The organism is Chromatiales bacterium 21-64-14 (assembly GCA_002255365.1).
Classification (GTDB): Bacteria; Pseudomonadota; Gammaproteobacteria; order 21-64-14; family 21-64-14; genus 21-64-14.
Map to the genome: position 1 here is coordinate 1 of NCBI01000034.1, position 23637 is coordinate 23637.

24 protein-coding genes are annotated in these 23637 nt (G+C 64.1%); 21 read left to right on the forward strand and 3 right to left on the reverse strand.

The window, feature by feature from the left end:
- Window positions 1-52: 52 nt before the first annotated feature.
- Window positions 53-289, forward strand: a complete 237-nt coding sequence (locus B7Z66_12720; protein ID OYV75463.1) for a 50S ribosomal protein L28 — start codon at window positions 53-55, stop codon at window positions 287-289.
- A gap of 12 nt (window positions 290-301) precedes the next feature.
- Complete coding sequence (locus B7Z66_12725) at window positions 302-457, forward strand: 50S ribosomal protein L33 (protein ID OYV75464.1); 156 nt, start codon at window positions 302-304, stop codon at window positions 455-457.
- A 93-nt stretch (window positions 458-550) separates the two neighbouring features.
- On the opposite strand, the gene B7Z66_12730 is transcribed toward B7Z66_12725, so the two are convergent.
- Complete coding sequence (locus B7Z66_12730) at window positions 551-1726, reverse strand: acyl-CoA desaturase (protein OYV75465.1); 1176 nt, start codon at window positions 1724-1726, stop codon at window positions 551-553.
- Between the two features lie 360 nt (window positions 1727-2086).
- Here B7Z66_12730 and B7Z66_12735 point away from each other — a divergent pair, with 360 nt between their 5' ends.
- The 8 genes from B7Z66_12735 to B7Z66_12770 all read left to right on the forward strand — a co-directional run bounded on the left by B7Z66_12735 (window position 2087) and on the right by B7Z66_12770 (window position 10693).
- Window positions 2087-2515 carry a hypothetical protein gene (locus tag B7Z66_12735; GenBank protein ID OYV75466.1) on the forward strand — a complete coding sequence of 143 codons (429 nt, stop codon included), beginning with the start codon at window positions 2087-2089 and terminating at the stop codon, window positions 2513-2515.
- A 548-nt stretch (window positions 2516-3063) separates the two neighbouring features.
- Complete coding sequence (locus B7Z66_12740) at window positions 3064-4296, forward strand: hypothetical protein (GenBank protein ID OYV75467.1); 1233 nt, start codon at window positions 3064-3066, stop codon at window positions 4294-4296.
- Between the two features lie 549 nt (window positions 4297-4845).
- On the forward strand, window positions 4846-5811 hold the full coding sequence (locus B7Z66_12745) for an ABC transporter ATP-binding protein (protein ID OYV75484.1): 966 nt from the start codon (window positions 4846-4848) through the stop codon (window positions 5809-5811).
- On the forward strand, window positions 5808-6560 hold the full coding sequence (locus tag B7Z66_12750; GenBank protein OYV75468.1) for an ABC transporter permease: 753 nt from the start codon (window positions 5808-5810) through the stop codon (window positions 6558-6560). The genes B7Z66_12745 and B7Z66_12750 overlap by 4 nt, the downstream gene beginning before the upstream one ends.
- Before the next feature lie 123 nt (window positions 6561-6683).
- On the forward strand, window positions 6684-8114 hold the full coding sequence (locus B7Z66_12755; protein ID OYV75469.1) for a hypothetical protein: 1431 nt from the start codon (window positions 6684-6686) through the stop codon (window positions 8112-8114).
- A 5-nt stretch (window positions 8115-8119) separates the two neighbouring features.
- Entirely contained in the window at window positions 8120-9043 is a 924-nt protein-coding gene (locus B7Z66_12760) for a hypothetical protein (GenBank protein ID OYV75470.1), read from the forward strand.
- 104 nt (window positions 9044-9147) lie between these two features.
- On the forward strand, window positions 9148-10134 hold the full coding sequence (locus tag B7Z66_12765; GenBank protein ID OYV75471.1) for a hypothetical protein: 987 nt from the start codon (window positions 9148-9150) through the stop codon (window positions 10132-10134).
- 109 nt (window positions 10135-10243) lie between these two features.
- Window positions 10244-10693, forward strand: coding sequence for a D-tyrosyl-tRNA(Tyr) deacylase (locus B7Z66_12770; protein ID OYV75472.1), 450 nt, complete (start codon window positions 10244-10246; stop codon window positions 10691-10693).
- A gap of 37 nt (window positions 10694-10730) precedes the next feature.
- Here B7Z66_12770 and B7Z66_12775 read toward each other — a convergent pair whose 3' ends face one another.
- A complete protein-coding gene (locus B7Z66_12775; protein OYV75485.1) occupies window positions 10731-11510 on the reverse strand; it encodes a transcriptional regulator FNR in 780 nt (259 codons plus the stop codon).
- 39 nt (window positions 11511-11549) lie between these two features.
- On the opposite strand from B7Z66_12775, the gene B7Z66_12780 reads away from it, so the two are divergent.
- The 9 genes from B7Z66_12780 (at window position 11550) to B7Z66_12820 (ending at window position 17280) form a co-directional block, all read left to right on the forward strand.
- Window positions 11550-12317, forward strand: coding sequence for an imidazoleglycerol-phosphate dehydratase (locus tag B7Z66_12780; protein OYV75473.1), 768 nt, complete (start codon window positions 11550-11552; stop codon window positions 12315-12317).
- Between the two features lie 164 nt (window positions 12318-12481).
- Window positions 12482-13126, forward strand: coding sequence for an imidazole glycerol phosphate synthase subunit HisH (locus tag B7Z66_12785; GenBank protein OYV75474.1), 645 nt, complete (start codon window positions 12482-12484; stop codon window positions 13124-13126).
- 66 nt (window positions 13127-13192) lie between these two features.
- Window positions 13193-13936, forward strand: a complete 744-nt coding sequence (locus B7Z66_12790; GenBank protein ID OYV75475.1) for a 1-(5-phosphoribosyl)-5-[(5-phosphoribosylamino)methylideneamino]imidazole-4-carboxamide isomerase — start codon at window positions 13193-13195, stop codon at window positions 13934-13936.
- Between the two features lie 84 nt (window positions 13937-14020).
- Window positions 14021-14794: an imidazole glycerol phosphate synthase subunit HisF gene (locus B7Z66_12795; protein ID OYV75476.1), complete on the forward strand. Its 774-nt coding sequence runs from the start codon at window positions 14021-14023 to the stop codon at window positions 14792-14794.
- 110 nt (window positions 14795-14904) lie between these two features.
- Complete coding sequence (gene hisI, locus B7Z66_12800) at window positions 14905-15291, forward strand: phosphoribosyl-AMP cyclohydrolase (protein ID OYV75477.1); 387 nt, start codon at window positions 14905-14907, stop codon at window positions 15289-15291.
- A complete protein-coding gene (locus tag B7Z66_12805) occupies window positions 15284-15604 on the forward strand; it encodes a phosphoribosyl-ATP diphosphatase (GenBank protein ID OYV75478.1) in 321 nt (106 codons plus the stop codon). Before hisI ends, B7Z66_12805 begins: the two co-directional genes overlap by 8 nt.
- A 33-nt stretch (window positions 15605-15637) precedes the next feature.
- On the forward strand, window positions 15638-15877 hold the full coding sequence (locus B7Z66_12810; protein OYV75479.1) for a hypothetical protein: 240 nt from the start codon (window positions 15638-15640) through the stop codon (window positions 15875-15877).
- Between the two features lie 100 nt (window positions 15878-15977).
- The gene (locus tag B7Z66_12815) at window positions 15978-16481 is read left to right on the forward strand and encodes a twin arginine-targeting protein translocase TatB (GenBank protein ID OYV75480.1); all 504 of its coding nucleotides are present in this window, start codon (window positions 15978-15980) and stop codon (window positions 16479-16481) included.
- Entirely contained in the window at window positions 16465-17280 is an 816-nt protein-coding gene (locus tag B7Z66_12820) for a twin arginine-targeting protein translocase TatC (GenBank protein ID OYV75481.1), read from the forward strand. Before B7Z66_12815 ends, B7Z66_12820 begins: the two co-directional genes overlap by 17 nt.
- 191 nt (window positions 17281-17471) lie before the next feature.
- Here B7Z66_12820 and B7Z66_12825 read toward each other — a convergent pair whose 3' ends face one another.
- Window positions 17472-19184, reverse strand: coding sequence for a hypothetical protein (locus B7Z66_12825; GenBank protein OYV75482.1), 1713 nt, complete (start codon window positions 19182-19184; stop codon window positions 17472-17474).
- Window positions 19185-20183: 999 nt separating this feature from the next.
- Here B7Z66_12825 and B7Z66_12830 point away from each other — a divergent pair.
- A complete protein-coding gene (locus tag B7Z66_12830; protein OYV75486.1) occupies window positions 20184-22346 on the forward strand; it encodes a hypothetical protein in 2163 nt (720 codons plus the stop codon).
- Window positions 22347-22645: 299 nt separating this feature from the next.
- Window positions 22646-23332 (forward strand): hypothetical protein, encoded by a 687-nt coding sequence (locus B7Z66_12835; protein OYV75483.1) that lies wholly within the window; start codon window positions 22646-22648, stop codon window positions 23330-23332.
- Window positions 23333-23637: the final 305 nt, after the last annotated feature.

A 23637-nucleotide genomic window follows, 5' to 3' on the forward strand; every position in this document is an offset into this window, starting at 1 on the left:
CTGCTATAAAGCGCGGTTCACGTCCCATAGCGGTTTATGGAGAATTCCTGCGATGTCCAGAGTCTGTCAGGTAACCGGGAAACGCCCCATTTCGGGCAACAACGTCTCCCACGCCCACAACAAGACACGGCGCCGTTTCCTGCCGAATCTGCACTACCAGCGGTTCTGGGTGGAGAGCGAACGGCGCTGGGTACGGCTGCGGGTATCCAGCAACGGTATGCGCATCATCGACAAACTGGGCATCGACAACGTCCTGAGCCAACTGCGGCTCCGGGGCGAAAAGGTCTAAGGAGACGCGGCCATGCGGGAAAAGATCAAGCTGGTATCGAGCGCCGGGACCGGGCACTACTACACCACCAACAAGAACAAGCGCAACACGCCGGACAAGCTGGAGCGCAAGAAATACGACCCGGTGGTCCGCAAGCATGTGCTCTACAAAGAGGCGAAGATCAAATAGCACGGTGTCTGGCGCAGGTCGACAGGCCGAGCCACAGGTTTAAACAAGAAACCCGCCAACGGCGGGTTTCTTGCGTTCGGGTCCCCGCTGAACCTATGCAGGCTGCAGACGGTAGCGCGCCAAGCGTGCCGCGAATTCCTGCAGGACGAGAATCCCGGTCGCCTCGGCCTGATGGCACCACTCCTGCAGGGAGCGCAGCAGGCGGTCCTGGTTCGGGGTGGAGCGGGCCCAGACCTCCTGAAGCCGGCGCTTGAACTCATAGATGACCCGCAACTGCTGACTCCTGCTAAGCACTTCCTTAAGACTGGTGCGGGCGTGTTCGTCCAGGAACGCGTCATCGCGCAGCACGCCGTGGCGGGCACGGCGGTATAGGCTGCGGCAGGAGCGATCTGCGCGCTGCAGCTCGTCCCGCAGGGTCGGCACCAGCACCCGGGAGGCGAACTCCGCCATGACATGGTAGCGGTTCACCGCCACCGCGCGCAGGGTCTCCATATCCACCCGCCCCTTGCCCTCCACCAAGTGGGGCCGGGGGGCGACCTTGCGAACCCGCGCCAGCCGTACCAGTGCCAGCAGGCGGATATACCACCAGCCCAGGTCGATCTCCCACCACTTGCTGGAGAATTTCGCGGAGCTGGGGAAGGCATGATGGTTGTTGTGCAGTTCCTCGCCGCCGATGAGCAGCGCCACCGGCGTGATGTTGGTCGAGGCATCCTCTGTCTTGAAGTTCCGGTAACCCCACCAGTGGCCGATCCCGTTGATCACGCCAGCGGCCCAGAACGGGATCCAGAGCATCTGGATGCCCCAGATGGCGATGCCGGCGAGGCCGAACAACGCCAAGTCGGTGACCAGCATCAGAACCGGACCGGCGCTTGGGGCGCGACCATATAGATGCCGCTCCAGCCAATCGTCGGGGGTACCATGGCCATACTGGCTCAGGGTCTCCGAATTGCGGGCCTGCGCCTGATACAACTCGGCCCCGCGCCACAGTACCGTGCGGATCCCCGCGACCTGCGGGCTGTGGGGATCCTCATCGGTCTCGCAGCGGGCATGATGCTTGCGATGGGTCGCGACCCACTGCTTGGTGACCATGGCGGTCGTCAGCCACAGCCAGAACCGAAAGAAATGACTCACTATCGGGTGCAGATCCAGTGCGCGATGGGCCTGGTGACGGTGCAGGAAGATCGTGACGGCGGCGATCGTGACATGGGTCAGCGCCAACGTAGCCAGAACGAGACCCCAGACCGGAAGATGCAGCAATCCGCTCAACATACGATGTACCTCGGTGAGTTCAAGGGCGGAGTCGAAAGTACCCCCGTCGATGCGCGGGTATCCGGGCCCTCATAAGACTGGGTTTCTTCCATCATAAGGCAAATGCCCTGCCCTGTCCAAAACCTGTAGCGGGCGGCGGCGCAACCACTTTAGCGCAGATCTCTGCCGACATTTTCCCCCAGCGGTCGTCGCGCGAGCACCGAGACGCCGCCAGCACGTGCGCACCGATCGCGCAGCCCACCCTACGCCGAGACCGCGGATACCGGGAGCGCGCCCACCTATTGAACATTACATAACCGTATGACATATTGCCGCCTTTTGCGCATAATTGCCATGTCCGTTTGAAATCGGGAGTAGGCCATGGCGGTAAAGATGGACGAGGCGGCCAAGCGACGGGTTCGTGCAGGTCGCCTGCTGTTAAAAGGCAAGACACCGCCCGAGGTCGCCAGAAGCGTTGGCGCACCACGACAGACCGTGTATCGCTGGCTTGGGGTTTTGCAGGAACATGGCATCGAGGGCCTGCGCGAGATGAGCAAGGGAGGCCGTCCCGCATTGATGTCGACCGAACAGCTGGACGAACTGCGCGAGCGGCTATTGGCCGGGCCCATTGCCAGTGGATATGGCACCGACCTCTGGACACGCACACGGGTACGCCTGCTGATCGAGCAGCGGTTCGGCATCACATACAGCGACGTCCATGTGTGGCGGATCCTGGGCGCCATGGGCTTCTCCGGCCAGAAGCCCGAGGGGCGTGCGATCGAGCGCAACAAAGAGGCCGGAGCGCAGTAGAAGACGCGTACGTGGCCTGCGCTCAAAAAAACCTGCCGCGCACGCCTGGTAATCGTTCTTATCGACGAGTCAGGCCTCTCCGAACGACCCACGCGGGTACGCACCTGGGTGCCGCGCGGTCAAACGCCGGTCATCTGGGATGGGCTTCGGGCGCAACGTTCCCGGGTGGTGCGCGACCACGTCGATACCCCCGACGGGCACCTCGCCATGGACTTCCTGCCGCCCTCTGCGCCGGAGCCGAATCCAGTTGAATACCGGTGGGCCCGACGCAAGAAAAGTGGCCGCAGAACCCAAGGACCAAGACGCGAGGTTTCTGTGACGGAACACGACGATCCGGTCCGGCTGCAACCCCCGGAGCTCAAATAAGCGCCATTTAACTTCGGCACGTTCCGCAAACGCGCGCGTCGCGGGCCACGTTACCGATGCTCCGCATCCACCATAAGAAACGCCGCGCCGCGGCCGCAAGATCTCCGCTGGCGCGTCCCTATGCGCCGACGCCAGAACGCGGTACCGTAGGGAATCGACACCGAGCCCCGTGGTAAGACCCGATGCCGGACCCCACATCGTCCACGGTATTCCTCGCGCGCCAGCCGATCTTCGACGCCGACGCGCGGGTTGTTGCCTATGAGCTCCTGTTCCGTGCGGGAAACGTGGACTATGCACAGGTGGGCAACGCCGATGAAGCCACCGCACAGGTGATGGTCAATAGTTTCCTTGAGATCGGACTGGATCTGCTGGTAGGAGAACAGCCCGCGTTCATCAACGTCACCCGGGGATTTTTGTTGGGCGAACACCTGCGGGCGCTACCCCCGGAGCGGGTGGTGCTGGAAATCCTCGAGGACGTGCAGGTGGACCCGGCCCTGATCCGGGCGGTGGAAGAACTGGCCGCCGCCGGCTACCGCGTCGCATTGGACGACTTCGTCTTCCAGGAGAGTCTGCGTCCCCTGGTGGAACTGGCCGAGTTCATCAAGCTCGATGTGCGGGCCCAGGACCGCGACTCGATCGCCCGGCAGGTGGAGCTGCTGCGCCACTATCCGGCGCGCTTGTTGGCGGAGAAGGTGGAAACCCAGGAGGAGTTCGCCCACTTCCGGGGCCTGGGCTTCGACTATTTCCAAGGCTATTTTCTCTCCCGCCCGACCCTGTTCCAGGCCACCACGATTCCTCAGAACCGGCTTGCGGTGGTCCAGCTCATGGCCAAGGTGCAGGACCCGGGCCTGACGGCGACGGACCTGGAACAGGTCATCGCCCGAGACCTGGGCCTGAGCTACAAACTGCTCCGCTACATCAACTCGGCGTTCTTCGCCCTGCCCCGCAAGGTGGACTCCATCCATCATGCCCTCATCTATCTCGGGCACAAGGCGATCCAGCGCTGGGCCATGCTGCTCGCCCTCTCCAACCTTGACGACAAGCCCCGGGCACTGCTGCACAACTCACTGTTCCGCGCCCACATGTGCGAGCAGCTCGCTGAGGGCCTGGGCTTCACGGAACCGACGGCCGGTTTTACCGTGGGTTTGTTTTCCAACCTGGACGCGCTCATGGACCGCCCCATGGCGGAGCTGCTGGAACAACTGCCCCTGTCCGAAGCCGTCACACACGCCCTGCTGCGCCGCGAAGGCGTCCTGGGCAGGGCGCTCGCCTGCACGGAGGCCTACGAACGGGGGACGTGGGACCAACTGCACTGCACAGAGCTTGCGATCCCGTTTCTGCGCCGGGCATATTTGGAATCCCTCGCCTGGGCGGACCGCGCGGCGGCGGCCATCCCGGCCGCGGCCCCCCGGTGATCCGGCGGTTCCGCCCCCCGGGGAATTACGATCAGCCACCGTGGGACCATTCCGGCAGCCGATTTCCCGATTCATCTACCGCCGCACCCCAACCGGGCTGAGGCAAGTAGCGACCATCGGCTCGGCGATCAGGGCCGGCCCTGTCATGCACGCCACCCGCATGCAGGTGGCGGATCATAAATCGGGACGCATTCCCCGCTGCCATGCAGAACGATCCAACCGACGGCCGACGGAAGGCGGGGCACGCAGACACGGGGAACCTGGCGCAGCGGATGCAGTCGAACCCTGCGTGCCCGTACGGCGAACCGACAGCGAGACGGTTGCGCGCCTGGAGCGATGCTGTCACGATCAGTCCTACCGGACACATGGAAACGCAGTGCTTAGATGAAACTGCAGATGACAACATTATAAATTGACCTCCCAACCTGCGTTCCCGCCCACTTTAATAAAACCGGCGGGTCAGGGTGAGGGTATTCTGATCAACCGTATTGGAAAATGCGGGGCCAAGGAAGCGTCGGCTGCTTCCGCGGTTTCGCCTTGGTAACACGCATGGCTGATGACGTCCTGGTCCGCGTTGAGCACCTGTACCGCTACTATGGCGAACTGTGTGCGGTGCACGGCCTGAGCCTGGAACTGCGCAAGGGCGAGGTGCTCGGGTTCCTGGGCCCCAACGGCGCCGGCAAGACCACCGCGATGCAGGTCATCAGCGGCAACCTCGCTCCGAGCAGCGGGCGGGTATGGATCCACGGCACCGACCTCCTGGACCACCCTCAGCGTGCCAAGGCCCAACTTGGATACCTCCCGGAACAGCCACCCCTGTACCGGGAATTCACCGTCGACGAATATCTCGGCTTCTGCGCCCGCATCAACCGCATCCCCCGCGGACGGATTCGGGAGGCGGTGCGCAGCGCCAAGGAACGTTGCGGATTGGGCACGGTGGGCGCACGGCTCATCGGCAACCTTTCCAAGGGTTATCAGCAACGAGTGGGCATCGCCCAGGCCATCATCCATACCCCGGCGGTAGTGATCCTCGACGAGCCTACCGTGGGACTGGATCCGATCCAGATCCGCGAGATCCGCGACCTGATCCAGGAACTGGGCAAGGAGCACAGCGTCATTCTCTCCACCCACATCCTGCCCGAAGTACAGGCCATCTGTAACCGGGTCTTGATGATCCACCGCGGCGAGCAGGTGCTCTACGGAACGATGGACGAGGTCACCCGCGACGCCCGGATGCAGGGCCTCACCGCCGCGTTCCGTCATCCGCCCGCGGCCGCCGAGCTCGCGGCCATCCCCGGAGTCGCCGAGGTACAGTCCGTGGGCGATGGGCGCCTGCGTCTGAGCCTGGAGCCGGGCGCCGATCCGACCGAGGCCCTGGTCGCCCGCGCCGTGGAACGGCATTGGGGGCTCTGCGAACTGATTCCGGAACGCGCCTCCCTGGAACAGTTGTTCGTGGATCTGGTCTACCGGGACCAGGAGGCGCGGCCCGTCCCGGCGCCGACGGAGGCGGCATGATCCTGACCCTGGCACGACGCGAACTGCGTAGTATGTTTCTCTCCCCCCTCGCCTGGGCGATCCTGGCAGTGGTGATGTTCCTGCTCGCGTGGCTGTTTCTCGCGCAGATCGAATACTTCCAGGTAATACAGCCGCGTCTGGCCAGCATTCCCAACGCCCCCGGGGTCACGGACTTGGTGGTGGTGCCCATACTGGGCGACGCGGCTTTCATCTTGATGCTCGTAGCCCCCTTGCTGACGATGCGTCTGATCAGCGATGAGCGGCGCAACCGCACCCTGCCCCTGCTGTACTCGGCGCCCATGTCCATGACCGATATCGTGCTCGGCAAATACCTGGGTCTCCTGCTGTTCTTCGCCATACTGCTGGCCCTCATCGCCCTCATGCCCCTGTCCCTGCTGCTCGGCAGCGGACTCGACTACGGGACCTTGGCGGCGGGCTTTCTGGGTCTGGCCCTGTTGCTGGCCGCGTTCGGCGCCGCCGGGCTGTTCATGTCCAGCCTCACCAGTCAGCCCACGGTGGCAGCCATCAGCACCTTTGGTCTGCTGCTGCTGCTCTGGGTAGTCGACTGGGCCGGCAACTCCCGTCCCGGCATGAGCGGCGCGTTCGCCTATCTGTCTCTCCAGCGCCATTACGAATCCCTGTTGAAGGGCAACTTCAACACGCAGGACGTGGTGTATTACCTGCTGTTCATCACAACCTTTCTGGTCTTGAGCATCCGCCGTCTGGATGCCGAGCGCCTGCAACACTGACCGGCCGGGAATCGTTGAACGTGCGCGCTTTGAAATATTTCAGCCCCCATCCCGGATCGGTCCCACCGACCGCTGCCACGACGGGCCGGGCCGCGGCCCGCAGCCCGGGGATCCGCTAGCACCATGGAAGTCACCTCCAGGTCACGACTGCTGCTCCGGTTCCAGAATATCGCGTTTGTCGCGCTGTTCCTGGGGATCGTGGGAATGCTCGGCTGGCTCAGCACCCAGTACACCTATCAGGCGGACTGGACCGCGGGCCACCGCAACACCCTGTCCAAGGCGAGCCGTGAACTGCTCGCAAGGATCCACGGTCCGCTGACCATCACCGCCTATGCGCGGCAGCGGCCGCAACTGCGCCAGCAGATCCAGGACCTGGTGGGCCGTTACCAGCGGATCAAGCCCGACATCCATCTTGTGTTCGTCAATCCGGACACGGTTCCGGCCCAGGTGCGGGATCTGGGCATCACCGTGGACGGGGAACTGGTCATCCAATATAAGGGCCGCAGCGAGCAACTCACCCATCTGAGTGAATCGGGGTTGACCAATGCGCTGCTGCGGGTGGCAAGCGGCGCTCACCGCTGGGCGGTGTTCCTGACCGGCCACGGGGAACGCGACCCCGATGGACGGGCCAACTTCGACCTCGGAGACTTCGGCCGCTTGTTGAAGAACAAGGGCGTGACGGTGCAGACCCTGAACCTCGCCACCACTGCCAGCATCCCACGCAATACCACGGTGCTGGTGATCGCCAGCCCCCGGGTCAACCTGCTCCCCGGCGAAGTGGACGCCATCCGCGCCTACGTGCGTCACGGCGGCAACCTGCTTTGGCTCCAGGATCCGGGATCCTTGCATGGACTGGAACCCGTGGCCAAGGAACTGGGCATCCGGATCCTTCCGGGGACTATCGTGGACCCGGCCGCGGTGCGCCTGTTCGGCGCCCCGTTTGCCCTGGTCACCCACTATCCCGATTCCCCCATCACGCGCGGCATGGACCTGCTGACCCTGTTCCCGGAGGCGGCCGGGATCCAGGTCAAAAAAGACCACGGCGACTGGAACCCGGACGCGTTTCTGACCAGCAGCGCGCAAAGCTGGGATCACGTGGGCGCCCTGTCCGGCACGGTCGCCTACAATCCGGGCAAGGACCAACACGGTCCCCTGAATATCGGCGTAGCGCTGACCCGCAGCGTTAAGGCCACGGCACCCGCCGGCGTAACCACGCCGCACGGGAAAACCGGCGCGCGCGCTACAGAGACCCCCGCCGCGAACACGCCCAATCCGGAACCGCGGTCCCAGCGGGTGGTGGTCATCGGCAACGGGGATTTCCTTTCCAACGCCTACCTGGGTAACGCCGGCAACGCGAATCTGGGCCTCAAGGTCTTTCAGTGGCTCACCCATAACGACCAGTTCATCAACGTGCCAGCGAAGACCGCCCCGGATCTGACCCTGACCCTGAGCAGCGACGCGCAGGCGATCATCGGCTTCGGCTTGCTGTTGGTGCTGCCGGCGCTGCTGCTGGGAAGCGGGATCGTGATCTGGTACCGCCGGCGCGCCCGCTGAGCCCGATGCGCAGCCGGACCCTGCTCAACCTCGTCCTGGCCGCCACCGTCCTCGGGTTGGCGCTGGTGGTCCACTTCCGGCCCGGACGGGAAAAACCACCGCCGCCGCCACCCCTGACCCCCCTGGCACCGCATGACATTACCGCCATCGCTATCGAACGGCCCGGTCACCCGGCCATCACCCTGGCCAAGACCCACGGCCGGTGGCGCATTACCGCGCCGCTGCAGGCGCGCGCCAACCAACTGCGGGTGGATGGGGTAGAGGCCGCGGCCGCCGCCGGCAGCTTGGCGCACTATTCCGCCGCGCGGCTGAACCTCAAAGGCGTGGACCTGGACCCACCCAAGGCGCGCCTACGCCTGAACCAGGAGACAATCAAGTTCGGCGGAACAGACCCGATCAACCAGTGGCGCTACGTGCAGATCGGTGACACGGTGCACCTGATCAACGACACGGTCTATCCCTTCCTGACCATGGGACCCACCGGCTTCGTGGACCTGACGCTGCTACCCGAGGAGACACGGATTCTCTCCCTGCGTCTGCCGGCACTCCACCTGCGCCGCAACGCCAACGGCGATTGGACCCTGGATCCGCCACAACCCAAGGTGACCGCAGACCAAATCCAGGCCCTGGTTAATCGCTGGCACGATGCGCAGGCCCTTGATGTGCAGCGCTACCATGCTGGCAAGTCCCTGGGCGAGATCGTCGTTCACCTGCAAGGCCGCAAGACCCCGGTGCGCTTCATCCTTCAGGAAACCGATCCGGAACTGGTCCTGGCGCGGCCGGCTCAAGGCCTGAGCTACCACCTCGACGGGGCGCTGAGCAAACACCTCCTGGCGCTGCCACCGTCCAATACCCCCACCGTCCCCAAGGCATCCGGCAACGCCGGGGGCAACCGCCCCGCCGTTCCCCACCAGCCGCACCGGGAATAAAGCCGCAACACCGGGCGTCTTGTCGTTTGAAACGTGACGTACCGGGGGCCGCCCGGACGCTACGTTTCCTATCATTATAATTGCCCGTGGGGAGGGGGTTTGTCATGAAAAATCGCTACCTGTGGGGCTACCTGGGGGTCCTGTCACTGGTCTTGGCCGGCATCGTCAGCACCCCGGCCCTCGGGGCCAAGGACGCTGGTCTAGGCCACGACTACCGCACCTTTCACGCCGATGGGAAGATCACCTACGGCAATGTAAGCGACTCCTACCACTCGGATCTGGTCATGTATCTGGCCGGCAACCAGTTCATGGTCATGGAAGATCTGATGCGCGACTTCCAGAAGAAGAACCCCGGTATCAAAGCAGTCTATGTGGAAACCATCCCACCGGGGCAGATCCTCAAGCAACAAATCCTCAAGCAGGGCAGCATCAACGGGCGCAAGACCAACCGCACGCCGGACCTGTTCGCCAGCGTAAACCTGGGACACCTGAAGAAACTGCACGCCAAGGGCCTCATGCGGGACTACATGATCTACACCCACAATAAGCTGGAACTGATGGTGGCAGCCGGCAACCCCAAGGGGATCAAGGGGCCCGAAGACTTGGCGCGGGACGACGTGGTGCTATCCCTGCCCAACCCCCTCACCGAGGGCATCTTCAAGTTCTACGGCTCCGAGATGCTCAAGCAGCTTGGAATCTACGACAAGGTGACCGCCGACAAGAAGTGCAAGAGTTGCTGGGCGATCCCCGGCAAGACTTGGTTTACCTCCCGCCATCACCGGGAAACCCCCTACCGGATCGAACACGGCCAAGCCGACGCGGGCATCGTCTGGGCCACGGAGGTGGTCTACGGCAAGGCCTCGGGGCGTAAGATCGATGGCGTGGTGATCCCGGCGCCTTACAACCAGGGGAGCAAGGTGGGCTACGCGATCGGCCCCCTCAACAAGGCGCGCAACCCGGTCAACGCCCGGCGCTTCCTCGAGTATCTGCAGACCCAGGACGCCCAGGACATCTACGCCAAACACGGTTTCGTCCCGGCAAACCGCGAGGAGCTCAAGGTACGCCTTATCCCGATGCCCAAGGGGGCCTAGTCGACCCCCCGCACTGCGTGTCCCGCAACCCCCACGCACGCACGATATTGCCCGTGACCCCGCCACCCCATCCCAGGACCGTTATCGCTGCGCAGGGAGGAACACCGACGTGATCGGGCTGCTGCAACGGGTGACCGGCGCGGAGGTGCGTGTCGATGACGAAGTGATCGCACACATTGCCACTGGTTTGGTGATACTGGTAGGCGTAGAACGCGGAGACACGGAACGGGAAGCCGCGCGGCTGCTCGACCGGGTCCTCGGCTACCGGGTATTTCCGGATCGGGACGGGCGCATGAACCGCAGCGTAGCTGAACTGGACGGCGCGATTCTGCTGATACCCCAGTTCACCCTCGCGGCGGACACCCGGAAGGGCACGCGCGCCAGTTTCACCCCGGCGGCAACCCCCGCGGCGGGGCGGCGGCTGTTCGAAGCCCTGCTGACGTTGGCCCGTGCGCGCCATCCCCACGTCGCCGCCGGTCGCTTCGGTGCCCACATGCAGGTCAGCCTGACCAATGACGGACCCGTGACATTCTGGCTCCAGGTGGCACCGCCACCCTGAGACCGGGGCCACGAAACGTCATGCGTGAACTACTACGCTAACGCTGACCCTCGTTGCGGGGGCGCGGTTTTGCTTGGCAGGGCTGGACCCCCGCCAGATCCTGGAGCCGGGCGGAATCCTTCAACTGGACCTGCTTACGGTCTACCTCCAGCCATCCGTGGTCCTGGAAACGGGTGAACAGCCGGCTCACGGTCTCCACCGCCAAGCCCAGATAGTTGGCGATGTCGCCGCGCGCCATGCTGAGCCGGAAATCGGTGGCGGAATAGCCCCGTTCCCGGAGCCGGTTCGAGAGGCTGACCAGGAACGTGGCCAGCCGCTCCTCGGCGGTCTTTTTGCCCAATACCAGCAGGTGCTCGTGGTCCCGGAGGATCTCCCGGCTCATGAGCCGGTGCAATTGCTGCTGCAGCGCCGGCACGCGGCCGGACAGCTCCTCCAACTGGGAGAACGGCACTTCGCACACACTGGTGGTCTCCAGGGCGATGGCCGCGCAGCGGTGCTGGTCTGCATGGATGGCCTCCAGACCCACCATCTCACCAGGGAGATGGAAGCCCGTCACCTGCTCCGCGCCGCCTTCACCCGGCGCCCAAGTCTTGAGGGAACCGGATCGGATCACGTATACCGCGTGGAACCGGTCGCCGGTCCGATAGAGGTAATCGCCGCGTTGCAGGGGGCGGCGGCGCTTGATGATGGCGTCCAGCCGGTCCACGTCGGTCCTGCCGATCCCCAGGGGGAGGCAGAGTTGCGCGAGGGAGCACTCCTGGCACGCGACCTTGATCCGGCTCAGGCTGATGACGTTGCGCGCCCCCCGATCCGTCACCCGCGCCACACCCCTCTGCTGAAACTTAGTCCAATTCCAATGATTTCAGATTCATGGCGCTCATGCAACGAAGGGCCAAGCGTGCCCGTATCAGACTACTCCCCCGAACTTGGCACCACCACGGTGGGCTTTGACCTTGAAAGATTTACTATTTCCCGGAACCGCCGTTGCCGGTATCATGGCTGGGTGAGTCCCACGCCCCAGGAGCGGAAATCCGTGCCCCGCCGTGCCAGCACCGAGCGCACCACCCAGGAGACCCGGATCCAGGTCAGCGTAAACCTCGACGGCAGCGGGCAGGCCTCCTTCCACACCGGCGTTCCGTTCCTCGAACACATGCTGGACCAAGTGGCGCGTCACGGGCTGTTGGACTTGGCGGTGGAGGCCCAAGGGGACCTTCACATCGACGCGCACCACACCGTAGAAGACATCGGCATCACCCTCGGCCAGGCATTCACCCAGGCCCTGGGGGAGAAGCGCGGGATCCGGCGCTACGGCCATGCCTATGTACCCCTCGACGAGGCACTGTCGCGGGTGGTCGTCGACTGTTCGGGCCGCCCCGGGCTGGAATACCGCGTCGAGTTTCCGCGCGCACGCATCGGCGACTTCGACGTGGATCTGTTCCGGGAGTTCTTCCAGGGCTTCGTCAATCATGCGATGGTGACCCTGCACGTGGATACGCTGCACGGGCGCAACGCTCACCACATGGCGGAAACCGTCTTTAAGGCTTTCGGCCGAGCCCTGCGGATGGCGGTGGAACCGGACCCGCGCGCACTCGATCAAACACCGTCCACCAAAGGGAGTCTCTGACCGATCGGCCTGCCCGTACCCCGGCACCAGGAACCCGACGCACACGCACGCCGTGTCGCGGCGGTCCGAATTCCGGCACGAGCCCCACGAACGGATCGGCGCCAGGACTCTGGCCAAACCCGCTCAACCCGTGCGCCGCGAACCCTGAGCCTGTCACATCACCCATGAGCACAATCGCTGTCATCGACTACGGGATGAGCAACCTGCGCTCCGTACATAAGGCGCTCGAATATTTGGCGCCCGATGATCACGTCTGCGTGACTGGGGACCCGCGCCTGATCCGGGACGCGGACCGGGTCGTGTTCCCCGGCCAGGGCGCAATCGGTGACTGCATGGTGCGCCTGCGCGAGCACGGTCTCGACGCGGCGATCCGCGAATGTCTGCGCGAACGCCCGTTCCTCGGGTTGTGCTTGGGATTGCAAGCGCTCATGGAAACCAGCGAAGAGAACGGCGGGACCCAGGGGCTGGGCGTGTTCGCCGGCGCCGTCACGCGCTTCCCGCCAGGCCTGACCGATGCATCAGGCGCACGCCTGAAAATCCCGCACATGGGCTGGAACCGTGTGCACCAGGCCGGCACCCATCCGCTCTGGGAAAATATCCCCCAGGACAGCCGGTTCTATTTCGTGCACAGTTACCATGTAGTACCGGAAGACCCTAGACTGGTGACGGGCACTACCCCCTACGGTCGGGGATTCGCTTCCGCTCTGGGGCAGGATAATATCTTTGCTGTGCAGTTCCACCCGGAGAAGAGCCAGCGTGCGGGCTTGGCGCTGCTGGCGAATTTTCTCCACTGGGATGGAAAACTCTGACCCAATCGGGAAACTTACGGGCCGGCGTGGACCGGCGCAACGAGACACGAGGATAGGGGCCTCATCATGTTGCTGATACCCGCCATTGACGTGAAGGACGGCAAGTGCGTGCGCCTGCGCCAAGGCCGTATGGAGGATGAAACCGTGTTCTCCAACGATCCGCTGGAGATGGCCGGCCGGTGGGCCAAGGCCGGCGCACGACGGCTGCACGTCGTGGATCTCAACGGTGCGTTTGAAGGGCACCCGGTGAACGCGGCGGTAATACGGGAGATCGCCGAATCGTTTCCCGACCTGCCCATCGAAGTGGGAGGTGGCATCCGCGACGAGGACACGGTACAGACCTATCTGGACGCGGGAGTCCAATACGTAATCGTCGGCACCCAGGCGGTCAAGACACCGCATTTCGTCAACAATCTCTGTCTGGAATTCCCCGGTCATATCCTGGTCGGACTAGATGCACGTGATGGCAAGATCGCCATCGAGGGCTGGTCCAAGCTGTCGAACCAAAACGTGATCGACATGGCGCTCCGCTTCGAACAAGACGGTGTGGAAGCCATCATTTATACGGACATCGGTCGGGATGGGATGATGAGCGGCGTAAACACGGATGCTACCGCCGCCCTGGCGCGCGCGATCCATATCCCGGTGATCGCCTCCGGAGGAGTCCGGAACCTGGACGACATCCGCGCGCTGTGCGGTGTGGCCGATGAAGGCATCATGGCAGCGATCGTGGGACGTGCCCTCTACGAAGGTTCTCTGGACTTGGCCGATGGGCAGCGCCTCGCCGACGAATTGTGCGGACCCGCCTGAAGTGACCCGGCGCCCCGGCCCAGGAACACAAGTTCCACCGGTAAAGCCGGGTAGCCTCCCCGGGAAAAACCCGGGAGTCGGCCATTGAGCCTCGCGAAGCGCATCATCCCCTGCCTGGACGTGGACGCTGGTCGCGTGGTGAAGGGGGTGCGGTTCCTGGAGATCCGGGACGCCGGAGACCCGGTGGAGATCGCGCGCCGCTACGATGAGCAGGGCGCCGACGAACTCACCTTCCTGGACATCACCGCCAGCTCCGACGAGCGCCAGACCATGGTCCGGGTAGTGGAACAGGTCGCCGCAGAGGTATTTATCCCGCTCACGGTGGGCGGCGGGATCCGCAGCGTAGAGGACATCCGCCGCATGCTCAAGGCCGGCGCCGACAAGGTCGCCATCAACACCGCCGCGGTACACAATCCAGAGTTCGTGCGCGAGGCGGCGCAGCGTTTCGGCGCCCAGTGCCTGGTGGTAGCGGTTGACGCCAAGCGGGTCGGGGACGCGGAAACAGGTCCACGCTGGGAGGTGTTTACCCACGGCGGACGCCGCTCCACCGGCATCGACGCCGTTGAATGGGCGCGCCGCATGGCGGAATACGGGGCCGGTGAGATCCTGCTCACCAGTATGGACCGGGACGGGACCCGGGAGGGCTTCGATCTGGCGCTGACCCGGGCGGTGGCTGACGCGGTGGAAGTCCCGGTGATCGCCTCCGGGGGGGTGGGAAGCCTGGACCACCTGGTAGCCGGGGTAAGCGCGGGCGGCGCCGACGCGGTGCTCGCGGCGAGTATCTTCCACTACGGCGATTACACGGTCCGCCAGGCCAAGACCTATATGGCCGAGCGCGGGATCGAGGTACGCCTGTAACCGGGGTCTGGAACGCCCCTGTGGGGGGCTCTGGCGACAGCCACGGCGCGGCGACCCCGGTGCTGAACCCCGCCCTTGAAACTTGGTCCGGTTAGCCCGAAACTCTCACTATGGACATTCCTTGGCTGGATCAGGTTCACTGGAACACCGACGGCTTGGTACCGGCCATCGCCCAGGAAGCGGAGAGCGGCGCAGTACTGATGCTCGCGTGGATGAACCGCGAGGCCCTGGAACAGACCGCGGCCACCGGCCACGCAGTGTACTGGTCCCGGTCACGGGGGCGCCTCTGGCATAAGGGCGAATCGTCGGGACATGAGCAACGGGTTCGTGAGATCCGTCTCGACTGCGACGGGGACACGGTGCTGCTCCGGGTGGAACAGCAGGGCGGGATCGCCTGCCACACCGGACGTCACCACTGTTTCTTCCAGCGCCTCGACGACGGCAGCTGGCGAACGGTTGAACCTGTTATCAAGGACCCACGAGAGATCTATGGATGATATCCTGGTCAGAGTGGGCGCCATTCTGGAGGCACGCAAGGAGGCCGACCCGGGGAGTTCCTACGTAGCCTCGCTGTATCACAAGGGGCAGGACGCGATCCTGCGCAAAATCAGCGAGGAGGCCACCGAGACGCTCCTGGCCGCGAAGCAAAACGACGCGCGGCAGATCGTCCATGAAACGGCCGACCTCTGGTTCCATACCCTGGTGCTGCTCGCGAGCCACGGGCTCGGGCCCCGGGATGTCCTCGGGGAGTTGGAACGTAGGTTCGGTGTTTCCGGCCTTGATGAGAAGGCAGGTCGGAGCGCGCGCTAGGGCTGCAGTTCAGCCGCCCGCAGGGGAACGGAAATGGGTTTTGGCTTCAAAGAGCTTGTCATCATCCTGCTGATCGTGCTGGTGCTGTTCGGCGCCAAGCGGTTGCGCAACATCGGCTCCGACCTGGGGTCCGCGATCCGCGGCTTCCGCAAGTCCATGCACGATGGAACGGAAGCAGAACCGGAGAGCACCGATGAGACGCCGAGTCCAAAAGAAGCGCCTGGACACGTAATCGAGGGCGAGGCCCATCGCCACGAAAAGAACAAGGTTTAGCCCCCGCCGTCCGTGGGCTGTGGATACCGAAGGCCCTTCGGGGACGAGGTATTTGCCGCGCCACTCCTGGCCGCACTGAACTGGCGTCTGACACACTTTCATGTTTGATTTCGGCTTCTGGGAACTGGTGGTCGTTCTGGTAGTGGCCCTGGTGGTCGTGGGCCCGGAACGCCTTCCGCAGCTGGCGCGTACCGCCGGGCTGTGGATGGGCCGCATGCGCCGCATGGTAGACACCGTGCGTGCCGACATACAGCGTGAGTTGGAGCAGGAGGAACTGAAGAAGAGTCTCACGAAGGACGGCAGCATGCAGGAAATCAAGCAAATGCTGGACGAGACGGAAAACGACTTCCGCCGGGACGTTGCCGCGCTGGAGCGCGCCTCCCACCGGGAACTGATAGAGGAGGTTCCGGAAGCCAGTTCGAAGGACGCTGACATCTCCGCAGACCCCGCGACGCCCATCGTGGATCACCCGATTCCGCCCGCCGCAGACACGGATCCAGCACCCGCCACGGCGACATCCGCTGGCGACACCGACCAGCCACGCGCCGAAAACCCAACCAGGCCCGATGACCATCGGGACGGAACCCATGGCGGAAACGGATAGACCGGCGGAGCCGGAGGGGGATGAAGGGCAGCCGTTCATCTCCCATCTCCTCGAACTGCGCAGCCGGCTGCTGCGCAGCTTGGTGGTGGTGACCGTTCTGTTCCTGGCGCTGTCGGCCTATGCGGACCCGTTGTACACCATGCTTGCCGGCCCCCTGACCCGGCAGTTGCCCGCCGGCAGCAGCATGATCGCGATCGATGTCACCTCACCGTTCCTCGCCCCGTTCAGGCTCGCCCTCGTGGTGGCGGTGTTTCTGGCCATGCCCTATTTGCTCTACCAGGTATGGGCGTTCGTGGCGCCAGGACTCTACCGCCACGAACAGCGCATGATCCTGCCGCTGCTGATATCGAGCACCGCCCTGTTCTACGGTGGAATGGCATTCGCCTACTACGTGGTCTTCCCGCTGATGTTCCGTTTTTTTACCCGGACCGCGCCCCACGGGGTCGCGATCATGACGGATATCACGAAGTACCTGGACTTCGTTCTCACCATGTTCTTCGCGTTCGGGGTGGCATTCGAGGCACCGATTGCCACGATTCTGTTGGTGTGGACCGGGGTTACCACGCCGAAAAAGCTCGCCTACTTCCGGCCCTACGTCATCGTTGGATGCTTTGTGGTGGGAATGCTGCTTACCCCGCCGGACGTGCTCTCACAGGTACTGCTGGCGGTACCGATGTGGTTCCTGTTCGAAGCAGGGGTATGGTTCTCGCGGTTCTTTGTCCGTGAGTCTGAGGACAAAGACGCAGAATCCGAAACGACATCGGACGACGACGGCACCGCCGGTCCACCGGTTGCCTGAGCGGCACGTCATAGCCCGCGTTTCTGATCGGTGTTCGTCGCGCGGGCGCCGAGGCGCCTTTCGGACGGAACACGCGGACCGCAGCCCGCCTTCGGTATGGCCGACATAACACCACGACGGGCACAACGAAGTACGCCCCGACCTGACGAGCGCAGCGGCGCCCATGGCGGAAGACCGGTGAGAAATATGCGCTAGTGCCCGTGCGGGATCGCGGGCATGAAATTGCGTTCGCTGGCCGGTGCCGCGACACCCCGGTACTCAAACTGGGAGAATGCCCGGGTGGTCTCCGCCAGCTTGGTGAGGCGAACGTAGAGCAGCTTGTTTCCCAGGTTGATCGCCACAACCGTGCCCAGATCGTACACCGCCGCGGGCACGATCAGTGTGTCCATGGCATCCTGCCCCGGCCTGGGAACCCCCAGCGCGCGAAAGTATTCGGTCCCTCCCCCGGTGCCGGCAACGCCGCGGGTCGCCACCGGGGCGGCCCGTTCCGCCAGGGCCTTGATGCCCGCCTCCATGTGACTGTCCGGGTGTACCTTGAGCCACCGGATAACCCCCAGCGCCCAGGTACGGGGCCGACTATCGGACTCCCCGAAGGCAACCAGTTCTCCCACACGGACCTCGATCCCCGCTGGGGCTATGCCACGCACCGACATACCCCCGGCGCTGACATCGTGCCGGTTCCAGGTACAGCATTGGAACCGCATTGGACCCGCGCCCGCATCCATTGCCCGAGCGTAGATCTTCTCCCAAACGTCCCGTTGCAGATCCTCCGGATCGAAGTGCGACTGGCGTGGGGTGGCAATCCCACTGGTGAGCCGCTGTTCCGCATCCTGGATACGCCAGGGCTCGACCTCCTTGGGTACCAGGGAGAGGGCATGAACCCGGACTGCCGCGTTGCCCCCGCGCATCCGCACCTCATCCCGTTCCGGGCAGAACGCCGACTCGGCGCAGAGAAAGTGGTGGCAGGCGCTGATCCCCACAGCGAGGCGTACCGGAGACGCGCGCGGCGTGCGGGAATGCTGGCGCGGGACCCGGGCCGACCACGCCCGTTTCAGCCGGAACAGCATGCCGCGCTCCAGCCGCTGTGCCAACGACAGGGGAGTGGGAACCTGCCCCCCCTTACCCGGATCACTGAACGCGGCGATTCGCTTCGACACCTCACGCAGCACCGCGGCGTGCTCGACCACCCGAAGCGCCGCGGCGGACCTGCGGTGCTGAGCAAAACCGAAACCGGGGGGAAGATCCGTGTCCAGGGTGATGAAGAATCGGCCGAGGAGATTCCCGTCATCGGGCACGTACAGACGCGCCTGGGCTGCCCATCCGTGGAGGGCGTCGTAGAGCGTCTGGACCTCGCCCTGCATCAAGTGGTAGGGATTCGCCAGGGCCAGCAGAACCACACGCTGATATTCGTGGACCGGCCCCAAAGGGCTGCTGGGATCGTCCGCCACCGGTGTCTCCGGGGATCCACACGCGGACAGGTGCTCAGCATGGCGATAAAGCTCGTGGAGTTCCGCCCAGATTCCCTGCGGCTCCGGCGCATAGACCCGGTAGTGTTCCAGCAGGACCCGTCCCAGGGCTCGCACACCGTCCACCAGGGCAGCACGATACCGGGCGCGGGCGCGGCTATCGACCAACCCGTCAGCTGCTGCCTGGAGCACGAGGGCCTTTTCTGCATAGGCCGCTTCCACCGCGAGCTCATGGACCCGCTCCGCGCAGCGGCGATAGCGCTCCCGTAAGGGCAGGGGCGCCTGTGCGTAGCGGGCGATCAAGGCATCCATTGCCTGGGCCACGGGGATACGGAACAGCGCCAGCGCCTCCGCGCGCTGCCTTTCCGGCATGCGGGTGCGGTTGAAATCCCGCAAGGTCTCCAGGAGACGATCACCCGCCTGCTCCGGATCTGCCATTGGGAGGTCGTGCAGCCAGGACTCCAGGGCCGGGCGGCGCAGGTCGGGCCCGTCGCCGGCGCTGGGCCTTTGCTCCGGAAGGCGCAGACGCGGAGCGGGCGGGACCCAATCGGGGGCTGTAGACATAGGCCTTGGTTTCCTACGCGGGCGGACCACCCATGCATGGGGCCGCTTAACTGCCGGTTAGCGGCAGAACCGTGGCCGATCTGTAGATCCTTTCAAGTTCGCCATCGTCGGGCCGTTACAGTTTCAGGGATTCTGTGGCCCGGGACCGGCCGTTGGCACCGCACACCAGGAGATGGGCGGCACATGACCGAACGAAGACCCACCGACCCGGTGTTCGATCCGGCTGGCGCCCCACCGGGGACCCACTGGCGCCAGCAGTTACACGCCGGGCGGCTCGATCTGCTTTATGCCCGCCGCACCGGCCCGTGGATTGCCATGCTGGCGGGAGCGGTGGCGCTCTATCCGCTCCTGCGGACTATAGTGCCCACGGAGCCGCTGATGGCTTGGCTAGCCACCGCCACCCTCCTGGGTGCATTCCGGTTCATCCTGGTATACCGCTACTGGCGCGCGGAACGCCCCCGTGACTTGGCAATGTGGTACCGGCGATTCAACGGCGCGACCCTGTGCGCAGGGCTCACATGGGGCGCCGGCGCCCTGCTCGTAGCCCGCTTCAGCGGGTTCACCGAGCATGTATTCCTGGTATTCGCGCTGTGGGGGCTGGGGGCCGCAGCCCTGTCCGCGATGGCCGCCTCCTATCGTTCGTTCCTGCTATTCCTGATCCCGGCGTTTATCCCAATCAGCGCTTGGTTCTATTTACAGGAACATACAACCTACCTTGCGCTAGGAACCATGAACCTGCTGTTCGCCGGCCTGCTGGCGCTAGCCGCGCGGCATATCGACCGGACCCTGCACCGCTCGTTCCAACTCGGCATCGAGAATACCGATCTGATCTCACGCCTCGCCGCGGCGCGCCAGCAATCCGAGCACGCGCGAATGCAGGTCGAATCCACCAACACAGCACTTGCGGGCGAGGTACAGGAACGAAAGCGCGCGGAGAACCAGATCCGCGCGTCCGAACGCCAGCTCAGTTCCATCTTCCACAATATGCAGGACGTGGTATACCGTACCGACACCGCAGGCCACATCGCCTGGACCACCCCCTCGGTTCTGCAATTGCTCGGGTTCCCGCCCGCGGAGTTCACCGGCCTCGCCTTTTCAACGCTGTACGCAAACCCCGCCGACGAGACGCGGATGGCGGACGAATTGGGCCGGGGTTTCGGCGTGCTGGAAAACTTCGAGGTCGCGCTGAAAACCAAGACCGACGCGCGTATCTGGGCGTCCATCAATGCCCACTTCTACCATGCGCCCGACGGGTCGATCGCCGGGATCGAGGGCATTATCCGGGACGTGACGATTCTACGTTATGCCCAGGAATCGCTCCACCAGGAAAAGGAAAAGATACAGGTAACGCTAGAATCCATTGGCGACGGCGTCATCACCACCGATGTCAAAGGCGTGGTCGAATACCTGAATCCAAGATCCGAACAGCTTACCGGCTGGAGGCTCCGGGAAGCGCGCGGCCTGCCCCTCGAAAAGGTTCTGTGCCTGGTGGACGAGGTGACCCGGCGCCCGGCACCCGACCCGGTGGGAAAATGCTTGCAGGAAAATCGGACCGTGGGCCTGCCCGGCAACACCGCTTTATTGCACCGCCAGCAGGAACAAGAATATTCCATCGAGGTGACTACTGCCCCGATCCGGGATCTGGCAAGCCAAGTAATTGGTGCGGTAGTGGCCCTGCACGACGTGACCAAGCTGCGCGGACTCGCGCGGCAGATGAGCCATCAGGCCACCCATGATGCCCTGACCGGACTTATCAACCGCCGGGAATTCGAAGCGCGAGTCAAGAATGCACTCACCACCGCGCGCAACGATGGCAAGCACCATGCCCTATGTTACATGGATTTGGATCAGTTCAAGGTAGTGAACGACACCTGCGGACATGGCGCCGGGGATGAACTGCTCAAGCAGATCACCGCTCTGTTCGGTGAGAAGATCCGAGAGAGCGATACGATCGCCCGTCTCGGCGGGGATGAGTTCGGCGCGCTGCTGGAGGGTTGCACCCTGGCCAATGCGCAAAAGGTCGCAGAAGATCTGCGCAAAACGATCGAAGCGTTCCGCTTCCCGTGGAAGGGCAAGACGTTCCGGGTCGGCGTCAGCATCGGGCTGGTGCCCGTGGACTCGAGCAGCGGAACTCTCTCTGACGTCCTGAGCGCGGCGGACTCCGCCTGTTACGTGGCCAAGGATCAGGGCCGTAATCGGGTACACCTGTACCAGCCCGATGATACCGCCGTAGCGCAACGCCAAGGTGAGATGCAATGGTTGCAACGGATACAGTTGGCACTGGACGAAAACCGGTTCCGACTGTATTACCAGCCGATTCTGGGAATCTCGAAACAGAGCGTGGTCGGAAACCACTGTGAACTGCTCCTGCGTATGTTGGGCGCCAAGGGCGAGGTGATTCCTCCCCACGCCTTCATCCCGGCGGCGGAACGTTATCACCTGATGCCGGCCGTAGACCGTTGGGTAGTTAGGACCGCGGTCGCGGCGCTGGCGCGGAACACCGGAGCGCTGAAGGGCATGAGCACCTGCGCCATCAACCTGTCCGGACAGTCACTCTCGGACGAGACGTTCCTGAAGTTCGTGGTAGAGGAACTGGAGGGCGCCGGAATTGATGCACGCAGGATAAGCTTCGAAATCACCGAAACGGCCGTCATCGCCAACCTCTCCAGCGCCACGCACTTCATTGCGGTGCTCAAGGAGATGGGCTGTCGTTTCGCGCTGGATGACTTCGGAAGTGGCCTGAGCTCATTCGCTTATCTGAAAAATCTCTCTGTGGACTGCCTCAAATTGGACGGGAGTTACGTGAAGAACCTCGTACATGACGCCACTGACCGTGCGATGGTCAAGGCTATCAACCACGTGGCTCACGTCATGGGTATCCAGACCACCGCGGAATTCGTGGAGAGCGAGGGGATCCTTAAGGCCCTGCGGATGTTCAAGGTGGATTACGCCCAGGGATACCACATCGGAAAACCGCAGCCGCTGGATAGCGTCCTGCTGGAGGCCCCTCCGTTCCAGGCAATCCAACAGGCCTGACTTGGGTTGAATTGGTCTTCCATCCTTCAGCCCGCCAACGTAGTGCGCAACACGCCATGCACCTTGCAACCCGATGGTTTGCAGCACACTTGGAAATGTAATACGCTGCCTGACGCCATGGATATACATCTCTCCGCCTACCCGGCCTCGCACCGCCGGAACTGCGCGCCGGCGCTTTCCACCGGGACACGCGAATGCCCGGCTGACGGGACACACCGGACGTCGGCACACACGGCCAATGAGCGGCGCTGGGTAGCGCCCGGTACCGGGCCAAGCTGGAACCATCGCACGGCGACCCGATGCTGACGACCCGGAGCCGAGTCCAGCGTCCCATCGGGATGCTCTTGTGCCTGAGCGTTTGTGTCCTGACGGCGTGTGCCGCGCAGCGCCCTGCGACACCGACGCCGGCGCACCCAGCCGCCACAACACCGACGACGGGCATTCAGCAAGCGCGGCTTGCGTACCACGCGGGGCGCTATATCGAAGCCCTGCGTCTCCTGGAACCCTTGGCGAAGGTCGGTAACCCGGACGCCGAATACACCCTCGGCTACCTTTACTACTACGGCTACGGCACCAACAAGGACAAGGACAAGGCGTTGTACTGGATCCGCCGCGCGGCCGAGCAGGGCAACGACCGTGCCCTGGCCGCGTTGCAGACCCTGCAACTACCTACCACCCCCGGGCTCGACTCCGCATCCACAGCGAATCCCATGGCGACGGCAACCACAGCGTTCAAACGCGGTGACTACCGCACGGCACGCGCGCAGTGGTTGCGCCTGGCGACGGAGGGCGACTGTCGAGCGCAAATCGCGCTCGCCCGGATGCACGAATTGGGTATCGGAGTTCCCACCGACTTCACACAGGCGGACCGCTGGTACGCATTGGCGCTCAAGCAAGAATGCCCAGGCATCGATGCCATCATCCGGCTGGTACGTCCACCGACCAAGTCGGCGACCACTAACCCCCACGGTGAACCACCCCGCTGAGGGGTACCCAGCGCCGCCCGCGCGAAGTGGCGTGGACCCACAATATTCGCGCAGGCGGCTGCGAACCTCGCCATCCTCTGCGACCCGTCATGAATCATGCGGGCCAGGGGCACTTGGCGCTTTCTTAAGCTCAGTGCGTTGAAGCCGGCCTAAACCGGCGTGGGTCCAATCGCGGGACCCTTTAAAGCGTCGCGCGATTGTCGGTGAGTTCCGTGGATTTCATGGCCACGGTTACGATACGGGCACCAAGTAGGTGTCATTCGGGTTAAAGCTCCGTCCCACCAGACCGCTACCCTAGCTGGCGG

Excerpts from the sequence above, each read along its gene's own strand:
- B7Z66_12720 (OYV75463.1), top strand. The coding sequence starts at position 53 with ATGTCCAGAGTCTGTCAGGTAACCGGGAAACGCCCCATTTCGGGCAAC.
- B7Z66_12725 (OYV75464.1), top strand. The coding sequence starts at position 302 with ATGCGGGAAAAGATCAAGCTGGTATCGAGCGCCGGGACCGGGCACTAC.
- B7Z66_12730 (OYV75465.1), bottom strand. The coding sequence starts at position 1,726 with ATGTTGAGCGGATTGCTGCATCTTCCGGTCTGGGGTCTCGTTCTGGCT.
- B7Z66_12735 (OYV75466.1), top strand. The coding sequence starts at position 2,087 with ATGGCGGTAAAGATGGACGAGGCGGCCAAGCGACGGGTTCGTGCAGGT.
- B7Z66_12740 (OYV75467.1), top strand. The coding sequence starts at position 3,064 with ATGCCGGACCCCACATCGTCCACGGTATTCCTCGCGCGCCAGCCGATC.
- B7Z66_12745 (OYV75484.1), top strand. The coding sequence starts at position 4,846 with ATGGCTGATGACGTCCTGGTCCGCGTTGAGCACCTGTACCGCTACTAT.
- B7Z66_12750 (OYV75468.1), top strand. The coding sequence starts at position 5,808 with ATGATCCTGACCCTGGCACGACGCGAACTGCGTAGTATGTTTCTCTCC.
- B7Z66_12755 (OYV75469.1), top strand. The coding sequence starts at position 6,684 with ATGGAAGTCACCTCCAGGTCACGACTGCTGCTCCGGTTCCAGAATATC.
- B7Z66_12760 (OYV75470.1), top strand. The coding sequence starts at position 8,120 with ATGCGCAGCCGGACCCTGCTCAACCTCGTCCTGGCCGCCACCGTCCTC.
- B7Z66_12765 (OYV75471.1), top strand. The coding sequence starts at position 9,148 with ATGAAAAATCGCTACCTGTGGGGCTACCTGGGGGTCCTGTCACTGGTC.
- B7Z66_12780 (OYV75473.1), top strand. The coding sequence starts at position 11,550 with ATGATTTCAGATTCATGGCGCTCATGCAACGAAGGGCCAAGCGTGCCC.
- B7Z66_12785 (OYV75474.1), top strand. The coding sequence starts at position 12,482 with ATGAGCACAATCGCTGTCATCGACTACGGGATGAGCAACCTGCGCTCC.
- B7Z66_12790 (OYV75475.1), top strand. The coding sequence starts at position 13,193 with ATGTTGCTGATACCCGCCATTGACGTGAAGGACGGCAAGTGCGTGCGC.
- hisI (OYV75477.1), top strand. The coding sequence starts at position 14,905 with ATGGACATTCCTTGGCTGGATCAGGTTCACTGGAACACCGACGGCTTG.
- B7Z66_12805 (OYV75478.1), top strand. The coding sequence starts at position 15,284 with ATGGATGATATCCTGGTCAGAGTGGGCGCCATTCTGGAGGCACGCAAG.
- B7Z66_12810 (OYV75479.1), top strand. The coding sequence starts at position 15,638 with ATGGGTTTTGGCTTCAAAGAGCTTGTCATCATCCTGCTGATCGTGCTG.
- B7Z66_12815 (OYV75480.1), top strand. The coding sequence starts at position 15,978 with ATGTTTGATTTCGGCTTCTGGGAACTGGTGGTCGTTCTGGTAGTGGCC.
- B7Z66_12820 (OYV75481.1), top strand. The coding sequence starts at position 16,465 with ATGGCGGAAACGGATAGACCGGCGGAGCCGGAGGGGGATGAAGGGCAG.
- B7Z66_12825 (OYV75482.1), bottom strand. The coding sequence starts at position 19,184 with ATGGCAGATCCGGAGCAGGCGGGTGATCGTCTCCTGGAGACCTTGCGG.
- B7Z66_12830 (OYV75486.1), top strand. The coding sequence starts at position 20,184 with ATGCAGGTCGAATCCACCAACACAGCACTTGCGGGCGAGGTACAGGAA.
- B7Z66_12835 (OYV75483.1), top strand. The coding sequence starts at position 22,646 with ATGCTGACGACCCGGAGCCGAGTCCAGCGTCCCATCGGGATGCTCTTG.